This is a genomic window from Methylomagnum sp. (genome assembly GCF_054333355.1).
Map to the genome: position 1 here is coordinate 1 of NZ_JBTEKS010000156.1, position 9,369 is coordinate 9,369.

At 63.1% G+C, this 9,369-nt stretch carries 9 protein-coding genes; 7 read left to right on the forward strand and 2 right to left on the reverse strand.

The window, feature by feature from the left end; genetic code table 11:
- The first annotated feature begins 121 nt into the window (after window positions 1-121).
- Window positions 122-1,075, forward strand: a complete 954-nt coding sequence (gshB, locus tag ACXWUF_RS12765) for a glutathione synthase (protein ID WP_458495052.1) — start codon at window positions 122-124, stop codon at window positions 1,073-1,075.
- A gap of 30 nt (window positions 1,076-1,105) precedes the next feature.
- On the forward strand, window positions 1,106-2,005 hold the full coding sequence (locus ACXWUF_RS12770) for an energy transducer TonB (protein WP_458495053.1): 900 nt from the start codon (window positions 1,106-1,108) through the stop codon (window positions 2,003-2,005).
- A gap of 20 nt (window positions 2,006-2,025) precedes the next feature.
- On the opposite strand, the gene ACXWUF_RS12775 is transcribed toward ACXWUF_RS12770, so the two are convergent.
- Window positions 2,026-2,973, reverse strand: coding sequence for a DMT family transporter (locus tag ACXWUF_RS12775; protein WP_458495054.1), 948 nt, complete (start codon window positions 2,971-2,973; stop codon window positions 2,026-2,028).
- 462 nt (window positions 2,974-3,435) lie between these two features.
- On the opposite strand from ACXWUF_RS12775, the gene ACXWUF_RS12780 reads away from it, so the two are divergent.
- The 5 genes from ACXWUF_RS12780 to ACXWUF_RS12800 all read left to right on the forward strand — a co-directional run bounded on the left by ACXWUF_RS12780 (window position 3,436) and on the right by ACXWUF_RS12800 (window position 9,004).
- Window positions 3,436-3,780, forward strand: a complete 345-nt coding sequence (locus ACXWUF_RS12780; protein WP_458495055.1) for an RNA recognition motif domain-containing protein — start codon at window positions 3,436-3,438, stop codon at window positions 3,778-3,780.
- 181 nt (window positions 3,781-3,961) lie between these two features.
- Window positions 3,962-4,882 carry a DNA/RNA non-specific endonuclease gene (locus ACXWUF_RS12785; protein WP_458495056.1) on the forward strand — a complete coding sequence of 307 codons (921 nt, stop codon included), beginning with the start codon at window positions 3,962-3,964 and terminating at the stop codon, window positions 4,880-4,882.
- 147 nt (window positions 4,883-5,029) lie between these two features.
- The gene (locus ACXWUF_RS12790; RefSeq protein ID WP_458495057.1) at window positions 5,030-6,031 is read left to right on the forward strand and encodes a Nudix family hydrolase; all 1,002 of its coding nucleotides are present in this window, start codon (window positions 5,030-5,032) and stop codon (window positions 6,029-6,031) included.
- Between the two features lie 159 nt (window positions 6,032-6,190).
- On the forward strand, window positions 6,191-7,600 hold the full coding sequence (gene glnA / locus ACXWUF_RS12795) for a glutamate--ammonia ligase (protein WP_458495058.1): 1,410 nt from the start codon (window positions 6,191-6,193) through the stop codon (window positions 7,598-7,600).
- A 180-nt stretch (window positions 7,601-7,780) separates the two neighbouring features.
- Window positions 7,781-9,004: a tyrosine-type recombinase/integrase gene (locus ACXWUF_RS12800; RefSeq protein WP_458495059.1), complete on the forward strand. Its 1,224-nt coding sequence runs from the start codon at window positions 7,781-7,783 to the stop codon at window positions 9,002-9,004.
- Between the two features lie 145 nt (window positions 9,005-9,149).
- Here ACXWUF_RS12800 and ACXWUF_RS12805 read toward each other — a convergent pair.
- Window positions 9,150-9,369: hypothetical protein (locus ACXWUF_RS12805; protein ID WP_458495060.1), on the reverse strand; the 220-nt coding region annotated here is incomplete at its 5' end.

Here is a 9,369-nt window from a genome sequence, read left to right on the forward strand (position 1 = left end):
GGCATACTCTGGACATGATTAACCTCTACTCGCCTGGGCTGCAACAGAAAAACCACGCTTTATAAATGAATCCTCGTTTCAAAGTCAAGCTACGCCCCGGTTTCAGGCAGGAAACTTCACGATGACGCTAAAGCTCGGGATCGTCATGGATCCCATCGACAAGATCAAAATCCGCAAGGACACCAGCTTCGCCATGCTTCTGGAAGCCCAGGCGCGGGGCTACGAACTCCACTACATGGAACTCAACGACTTGTATCTCCGCGACGGGCGGGCTTACGCCCGGATGCGGCGGCTCAGCGTCGAGCGGGACGAGCTGTCCTGGTTCCATTTCCACGACGAGCGCGACGCGCCCCTGGACGATCTGGACGTGGTGCTGATGCGCAAAGACCCGCCCTTCGACCAGGAATACATTTACGCCACCTATCTCTTGGAAGCCGCCGAGAACCGGGGCGTCTACGTGGTCAACAAGCCGCGCTCGCTGCGTGACGCCAACGAGAAGCTGTTCACGGCGTGGTTCGCCCATTGTTGTGCGCCCACTTTGGTGGCGCGGGAAGCCAAGAAGCTCCGGGAGTTCCTGCGTGAGCAGGGCGAGATGGTGCTGAAGCCCTTGGATGGCATGGGCGGCGCCTCGATTTTCCGGGTGGCGGAGAATGATCCGAACCTGAGCGTCATTCTGGAGACCATGACCCGGCACAACAGCCGCTTCGTCATGGCGCAGCGCTATCTCCCCGAAATCGTGGACGGCGACAAGCGCATCCTGGTGGTGAACGGCGAGGTGGTGCCCTATGCCTTGGCGCGGATTCCGGCCCAGGGCGAAAGCCGGGGCAATCTTGCCGCCGGTGGCCGGGCCGAAGGCCGCGAATTGACCGCCCGTGACCGTTGGATCGCCGAGCAGGTCGGACCCAGCCTGAAAGAGCGGGGGCTGGTGTTCGTGGGGCTGGATGTCATCGGCGACTATCTCACCGAGGTCAACGTCACCAGCCCGACCTGCGTGCAGGAACTCGACAAGCTGTTCGGCCTGAACATCAGCGCCGTGCTGATGGACCATATTGAGAAGAAAGTGGCCAGTGGTTAGCGGCGAGTGATTAGTGAGGAAAGGCTTGACATGGCCGCGTCCGCTCCCGACGCTTATAACCCACTCGCCACTTTCCCAATGCACAGCGAAAAAGCCGTTTCCGACCGCTTCCTGATCGCGCTGCTGATCGCTGGCTTGATCCATGCGGCGTTGATTCTCGGCGTCAATTTCGAGATGCCCAAGCCTGAGAAAATCAGGAAGTCGCTGGACATCACCCTGATCCAGTCGGCTTCCCGTGTCGCGCCGAAAAAGGCCGACTTTCTGGCCCAGGAGAACCAAGTCGGCAGCGACGAAGGGGAGAAGAAAGCCCTGCCCAGAACCGCGCCGCCGCCTCGCGAGGGCGTGGGGCGACAGGTCGAGCGGGCGGCGGTGGCTCCCACGCCGGTGCGCGAGGCCCGGCGCAAGCCCGTGCTGGTGCAGGAAAAATCGCCGAAGAAGGTCGTCGCGGACGATGGCGAGGAAGACCGCCCCCAGCCGGAGCTTCCCAAGCTGTCCGCCGAGACGCTGAGCCAGCAGATCACCGAAGTCAGCGCCACGCTGAGCCAAAGCCACGAAACCGATACCCACCACCCGCGTATCGTTCACATCAACTCGGTGAACGCCCACAAGTACAAGGCCGCCGCGTATGAACACGCCTGGCAGCAAAAAATCGAGCGGATCGGCAATCTCAATTATCCCGACGAAGCCCGCCGCCAGAAGCTGTCCGGCTCCCTGGTCATGTCGGTGGGCATCAACCCGGACGGCTCGATCCAAAATATCAAAATCAGCCATTCCTCCGGCCATCAGGTGTTGGATGACGCCGCCGAGCGCATCGTGCGGCTGGCGTCCCCGTTTTCGCCGTTCCCCGCCGAGTTGCGGCAGGAGGCGGACGTGCTGGTCATCATCCGCACCTGGCGGTTCTACAGCGATTACCGGCTGGAGACCCGCTGACCGGGCGCGCCACAACCAAGCTAGCGACCCGCCCGCCGCGCCGCCAGGAACGGCAGCAACACGCCGCACAGCAGTACCAAGCCACAGCCGAGCAGTGCGTCCCGGTCGGGCACCTTGTCGAACAGCAGCACGCCGAAAGCCACGCTCATCACCGGGCCGATGTAGGCCACGGCCCCGACCAGGGCGGCGGGTGCCATTTGGTAGGCGCGGGTCATGTACAACTGGGCGGCGCTGCCGGACAGCCCCGCCAGCAAGACCCAGCCCCAGGCTTCCCAGCCCACGGGCAAGCCGGTGCCGTGCCAAGCAAAATAGGCCAAATGGAGCAAGGCCGCCACAAAGCAAAAGTAGAACACCACGGTGCTAGGCGGATTGCTGCGCCCGGCCCGCGCCACCATCAGATAGGCCAGGGCGGCGAGGAGGCCGGACGTGAGTCCCATGAGGCGGCCCAAAAAATCGGTCGCTTCCAGCCGGGGCTGAAACAGCAGGAATAATCCCGCCAGTGCCCCGCCAATCGCCACCCAGACCCAGGCCGAGTTCCGCTGCCCCAGCACAAACGGACCCAGCGCCGCCACGAACACGCCGCTGCTGGCCGAGAGGAAGGCGCTCTCGCCGGGACCAATCCGCTGAATGGCGGCGAAGGACAGGATCAGCGACACGCCGCCGAACAAGCCGCGCAGCCACAGGGAAAACCGGCGGTCACCGAACAGGGCGGGCAACTCGCCCAGCAACAGGGCGGGCACGGCCAGAATCAGCAGGTTCACCGCGACGCGGATGAAGCTCACCATGGGCGCGGCCACAGGTATCTGGGTCAGCGACGCGGCATACACGCCGACGCCCATCACCGAGAATAGAATCCCGGCCAGCGCCATATAAGCCAAGCCTAGAAGACGGCGGCGCGATTCGGCCTTGGCGGCGGGGTCGGGTGGTGGTTGGCGGTGCCGGGTCCCGCGATTTGGATAAGCAGCCAAATGATTGGGTTGGGTATTGAAAAGAAACCTGACATACGAAAGATGTGCCGTTCGCCCTTACCCTTCGACGCCGCTCAGGATAGGGGTATCGAAGGGTGAGCGGCGGGGCAACCTACCGATCATGCTTCGGTGCTTCGGCACGAACGCTAGGTTGTGTAAGTTCTGAGAAATAAAAGCCGGTCTAAAAGGGTATTTCGACATGGTTTTGAAGCACCGAAAAGCCGGGTAATTGCAACGGAAAAATAATTAGGCAAACCGACACGGCCATGTTACCGTACGCCCGCCTGTCCAGTTTCTTCCACGGCGTCGGGTTCACCCTTCGCGAAGCCAGCTTCACTGCCGCTCCGTTCTTGAAGTCCGTACCGTTCCCTTCCGAAGTAACTCGCTTAGGTCCAATCGGCCCAGGTGGCCATTTTCGTTTGTTTTGATTCCGGCGGAGCGCGTCGGAACGGAGTTATTCGCATGAAAAATATTTACGTAGGCAACCTTTCCTTCAAGACCACCCAGGAAGACTTGCGCAGCTTGTTCGCCCGTTTCGGAGACGTGGAGTCGGCCAACCTCATCACCGACCGCGCCACCGGCCAATCCAAGGGCTTCGGCTTCGTGGTCATGGACCCCACTGGTGGTCAGGCTGCCATCGACCAACTGAACCAGACCGAATTCGCTGGCCGCACCATCACCGTCAACGAAGCGCGTCCCCGCGAGGAAAACCGTCCTTCCGGCCCGCGCCGCAGCGGCGGTGGCTTCGGCGACCGTGGTGGTGATCGCGGCGACCGTGGCTTCGGTGGTGGCCGTCGCGGCTTCTAAAGCCGCGTAGGCGCTCGCCTTAAAGCGGGGGCCGGGCCGGTGGCAACGGCCCCCGCTTCATAATCCGCCCCAGAGGGGCAATTCCCGCCTCAACCCCATCCCTTCATCGGCCCCGCCGGTTGCCCTGTCCCGCCTCTTTCCGATAGTCTGCTCGCCCCTTGAGCCATCAGTCCCCGCAATCGTGAGTCGGCGTCAAACCCTTTCTGTTTGGATCGTTTTCATCGTGTTCTGGCGGCTGGCCCGCAAGAATCCCACCCTGGCCTTGGCCGCGCTGCTGGCTGGCGGCGGTTGGTACGGCTACGAAGCGCTGCACGCCCGGCCGCAGATGGCCTATCTGGGCCTGCCGGAAGCCCGCTGGGAATCGCCCCTGACCTGGACCCGGGTGTTCCGCAACCACGGCTTTCTGGTCGGCTATTCGGAGCTGCGCGGGAATCCGCTGTGGGTGACTTACGCCCTGGCCCCGCCGCCACCGGACGCCCCCCACCTCAAGCGCCCGTCCCGCTTCGAGGCCGACTGGCGCAGCCTCAGCCGCATCGGCCACGACGACTTCGACAAGAGCGGCTTCGACCGGGGCCATCTGGCACCCAACCACGCTATCAGCGTGCTGTATGGCCGGGACGGGCAGGCCAACAGCTTCCTGATGACCAATATCTCCCCGCAGACCAAGGGCTTGAACCAGCGGGTCTGGGAGCGGCTGGAAGAGGTGGAACTGGACCGGCTGGCACCGCTGTTCGGCAAGCTGTGGGTGGTGGACGGGCCGGTGTTCGACAACCGCACCGAGCGGCTGCGCTCGTCGTTCCGGGTCGAGGTGCCGGATGCGTTCTACAAGATTTTCGCGGTGCCAGTGGCCGACGGCCCGCCCAAGATGCTGGCCTTTATAATTCCGCAGACGGTGCAGGGCAAGGAACCCCTGGACCGCTTCGTGACCACGGTCGATGAGGTGGAGGCGCGGACCGGCTTCGACTTTTTCCCGCAACTGGACAAGCGCTTGGAGAAGACGGCGGAAGGGACGCTAGACACCCAAACCTGGCGGGTGCAAGAGTGGGCGACCGCGCCGAGTTGCCTGGGTCGTCGGGATGCGCCGGAATGCGCCGGACGCTGACCAGCGTTTCCCCCTCTCCCAGACGCGAGAGGGAACTAACATCCGCTGACCGGCGAATTGCAAGCCAGCCGCGAAACGGTTTGTTAAAATGCCGCCGCAATGTCGTTCGGCCCCAAAACATAAGTTCCATCCCGCCCTATCCGTTCCATGCCTCCCAGCCAAGCGCCAACCCACGCACCCCGCCCAGCGCCAACCGAAGCCCCAACTCTGCATGTCGCCGCCGGTGTGGTCCACGATGGCGCGGGCCGGGTGCTGATCGCGAAGCGTCCGGGCCATGTCCACCAGGGGGGCTTGTGGGAGTTCCCCGGCGGCAAGCTGGAGCCGGGCGAGACCGTTGAACAAGCCCTCTGCCGCGAACTCCGCGAAGAATTGGACATCGAGACCCTGGCAGCCACGCCGCTGATCGGCATCCACCATCACTACCCCGAGCGGCGGGTGCGGCTGGAGGTGTGGCGGGTGGAGAAGTTCGAAGGCCAGGCGAAGGGGATGCAGGACCAGCCCATCCGCTGGGTGACGCCGGATGAATTGCCTGCTTACGAATTCCCCGCCGCCAATCGGCCCATCGTGGCGGCGGCGCGGCTACCGGATCATTACGCGATTCTGGACGCCGACTCGTCCGACACTGAGCGGCTGCGGGACCGGCTGCACCGTTTGGCGGACGCCGGGGTGGGGCTGATCCGCCTGCGGGCCAGCCGGCTGGATTCGCGGCACTATGCCGCGCTGGCGGAATACGCCGCCCCATTCTGCCGCGCCCGCCGCATCGACCTGTTGCTGAACGGCGACCCGGCGCTGGTGCGGCAAACCGGCGCGGCGGGGCTGCATCTGCGGGCGGATCAATTGCTGGCGCTAAGGGAAAGGCCGCTGGAGGCATCCTTCTGGGTGGCGGCGTCCTGCCACAGCCCGGTGGAATTGCGGCAGGCCGAGCGGATCGGTGCTGATTTCGCCGTGCTGAGTCCGGTGCAAGTCACCGCCACCCACCCGGAGGCGGTTCCGCTGGGCTGGGCACAATTCGCCGCCTGGGTGGAACCGGCGGCGCTGCCGGTATACGCCCTGGGTGGCCTGACCCCCGCCGACACGGCGGAAGCCAAGTGGCATGGTGCGCAGGGCATCGCGGCGATACGAGGATTTCTGGATGGTGCCGCGCTGTAATGGCGCGGTGGTGGTCGAGGGTGGTGCATGGCCGGACGGGACGCCATTGCACCTTGATAACAGGTTTGGCTTATCGACCGTTACAAGGACTGGTATGAATCTTGTTTGTTGACTCGATTGAGTTTTTTCCAACCCTAGCCTTCCACTGAGGAGATAAGAATGACGCCACAAGAAGTATTACAGTTGATCAAAGACAAGGATGTCCGCTACGTCGATCTGCGCTTCGCCGACACCAAGGGCAAAGAACAGCACGTCACCATCCCCGCCAGCACCGTGGACGAGGACATGTTCGAAGACGGCAAGATGTTCGACGGCTCGTCCATCGCCGGCTGGAAGCACATCAACGAGTCCGACATGATCCTGATGCCGGACGCCAGCACCGCCGTCATGGACCCGTTCTTCGACGACCCTACCCTCATCATCCGCTGCGACATCATCGAGCCCGCCGACATGCAGGGTTACGAGCGCGACCCGCGCTCCATCGCCAAGCGCGCCGAAGCCTACATGAAGTCCACCGGCATCGCCGACACCGCGCTGTTCGGGCCGGAGAACGAATTCTTCGTGTTCGACGACGTGCGCTGGGGCACCTCCATGCAGGGTTCCTTCTACAAGGTCGATTCCGAGGAAGCCGGCTGGAACTCCGAGAAGGTCTACGAAGACGGCAACATCGGTCATCGTCCGGGCATCAAGGGCGGTTACTTCCCCGTGCCGCCGGTCGATTCCATGCAGGACTTGCGTTCCGCCATGTGTAATACCCTGGAGGACATGGGCCTGGTGGTCGAAGTGCATCACCACGAAGTCGCGACCGCCGGTCAGTGCGAAATCGGCGTGAAGTTCGGCACCCTGGTGAAGAAGGCCGACGAAGTGCTGGTTCTCAAGTACGTCATCCAGAACGTCGCCCACGCCTTCGGCAAGACCGCGACCTTCATGCCGAAGCCCCTGGTCGGCGACAACGGCAGCGGCATGCACGTCCACCAGTCCTTGGCGAAGGACGGCAAGAACCTGTTCACCGGCGACCTGTACGGCGGCCTGTCTGAAACCGCGCTGTTCTACATCGGCGGCATCATCAAGCACGCCAAAGCCCTGAACGCCTTCTGCAACGCTTCCACCAACAGCTACAAGCGTCTGGTGCCGGGCTTTGAAGCCCCGGTGATGCTGGCCTACTCCGCCCGCAACCGTTCCGCCTCGATCCGCGTGCCCTACGTGCAGAACCCGAAGGCCCGCCGCATCGAAGTCCGTTTCCCGGACTCCACCGCCAACCCGTACCTGGCTTTCGCCGCCATGCTGATGGCCGGTCTCGACGGCATCCAGAACAAGATCCATCCTGGCGACGCCATGGACAAGGACTTGTACGACCTGCCGCCGGAAGAGGAGAAAGCCATTCCGCAGGTCTGCTACTCGCTGGATATGGCCATCGACGCGCTGAATGCTGACCGCGCGTTCCTGACCCAGGGCGGCGTGTTCACCGACGACATGATCGACGCCTATATCGGCCTGAAGATGGAGGAAGTGACCCGCCTGCGCATGAGCACCCATCCGGTTGAGTACGATCTGTACTACAGCCTGTAATGCCTAGCGTAATCCGCTAAGGTCCGAGAAGGGCCGCAAGTCTTAGAGAAATCAAGGCTTGCGGCCTTTTTCTTGTCCATTAAAGTCCGCTGAAATCCTCCTGAATCCGGCTCAATTTGTCCCCGGATTTGTCCCTGAGTTATGATCCGGGGACAAGCACCCTCAAAACGCGGGGACAAAATGAAGCTAACCCATTTATTCATAAGCAAAAAAGCCAAGCCAGCCGACAAGGATTTCCAGCTTGCCGACGGGCAGGGCTTGTCCTTGGTCGTTCGGTCTGGCGGGGAAATGGTGTGGCTGTACGAGTACCGCGTCGAAGGCAAGAAGGTAAAGCTACGCTTGGGCCACTATCCCGACCTGTCGCTAGCGGAAGCGCGGGAGAAGCACCAGGCCACCCGCAAGTTGGTGAGGCAGGGCATTTGCCCGAAGGCACAGGCCGAGGCCGACAAGGCGGCGGCGCGGGCACGGGAGAACCGCTTGACCTTTGCCGAGGCGGCGGAGCGCTACCGGGCGGAATGGCTGGTACGGAACTGGAAAGACCCCTCGAAGCCATGGGGCGTCATTCAGCGGCATTTGATCCCGGCGTTCGGCGCGGTCCCCGTGGAGGAAATCGCGGTGGATGGGCTGCGGCTGGCGCTGTACGACTTGCGGAGCCGGAAGGGCGAGGCGGCGGCACTGGAAGCCCATGGGGCGATGCGGCGCATCCTGGATTATGGGGTGGAACATGGCTGGCTTCCGCATAACGTGGCGGCGGCGATTGCCCCCAAGCGCATCGGCACACGCAAGAAGCGGGTCCGGTATTTGAGGGCGCAGGAAATCCGGCGCTATCTGGCGGAGCTTTATCAATCGTCTTGCTATCGCGGCTATAAGCTGGGCTTGAACCTGTTGCTGATGCTGGGGTTGCGGTTGAACGAACTGGCGGGCGCGGCTTGGAGTGAGATCGACTTGGAGCGCGGGGAGTGGGTGATTCCGGCGGCGCGGATGAAGGGTAAGCGGGAGCATTGGGTTTTCCTGCCACCGCAAGCGCTGGAAATGTTCCTGGAACTCCGTGCCTTAGCGGGTGGCAGCGCGTGGGTTTTCCCGATGCGTACCGACCCAGCGCGGGCTATGGACGGGAACAATCTGGGCGGGGTTCATCGGGCCATCTGCGCGGCCTGTGGGCTGGATGACTACCACATCCATGACCATCGCCATACCGCGTCCACTCATCTGCATGAGATGGGTTATCCCGCCGATGTGATTGAAGCGGCTTTGGCGCACGCGATCCGGGGCTTGCGCGGGGTGTATTCCCATGCCGAGTATCGGGAGCAGCGGGCCAAGATGCTTGCCGCTTGGGCTGACCATTTGGACGGCTTGATGAGCGAGGCGACGGTGATACGGGCGACTTTCCGCAAGACCGCGTGATGCGGGCGGCGTGGAAGTTTGGCGGCGCGGTGAATTTAGGCGCGGCGCTCAATGATGGACTTCCGCACGGACATTGTTTTTTCGGACTGGGCCAGCGGTGAGGGCTTTCCCTGCCCTTCCTGGCACCGTGGGCGCGGGCGCTGGCTTACGCGGCCTTGTCCCAGCCGGTTGCCGTGGCCTTGAACAGCATCCGGGCGTCGTTCTCGCCGCGGTCGGAAGGTTTAAGGCGTTCCACCAGTTCCCGGTAGTTGTCGTTCCGGTTGATGGCGGTTTGCCGGTAGATGTGCCGGAACAGGAAATCCACGTCGGGCTTGAGCGCGTCGGCCTTCTCCCACAGGGCCACGGTTTGCGCTTCCTTGCCCATC

What these genes read in the sequence shown, in the direction of transcription:
- ACXWUF_RS12780 (WP_458495055.1), top strand. Translation starts at nt 3,436, where the DNA reads ATGAAAAATATTTACGTAGGCAACCTTTCCTTCAAGACCACCCAGGAA.
- gshB (WP_458495052.1), top strand. Translation starts at nt 122, where the DNA reads ATGACGCTAAAGCTCGGGATCGTCATGGATCCCATCGACAAGATCAAA.
- ACXWUF_RS12800 (WP_458495059.1), top strand. Translation starts at nt 7,781, where the DNA reads ATGAAGCTAACCCATTTATTCATAAGCAAAAAAGCCAAGCCAGCCGAC.
- ACXWUF_RS12770 (WP_458495053.1), top strand. Translation starts at nt 1,106, where the DNA reads ATGGCCGCGTCCGCTCCCGACGCTTATAACCCACTCGCCACTTTCCCA.
- glnA (WP_458495058.1), top strand. Translation starts at nt 6,191, where the DNA reads ATGACGCCACAAGAAGTATTACAGTTGATCAAAGACAAGGATGTCCGC.
- ACXWUF_RS12790 (WP_458495057.1), top strand. Translation starts at nt 5,030, where the DNA reads ATGCCTCCCAGCCAAGCGCCAACCCACGCACCCCGCCCAGCGCCAACC.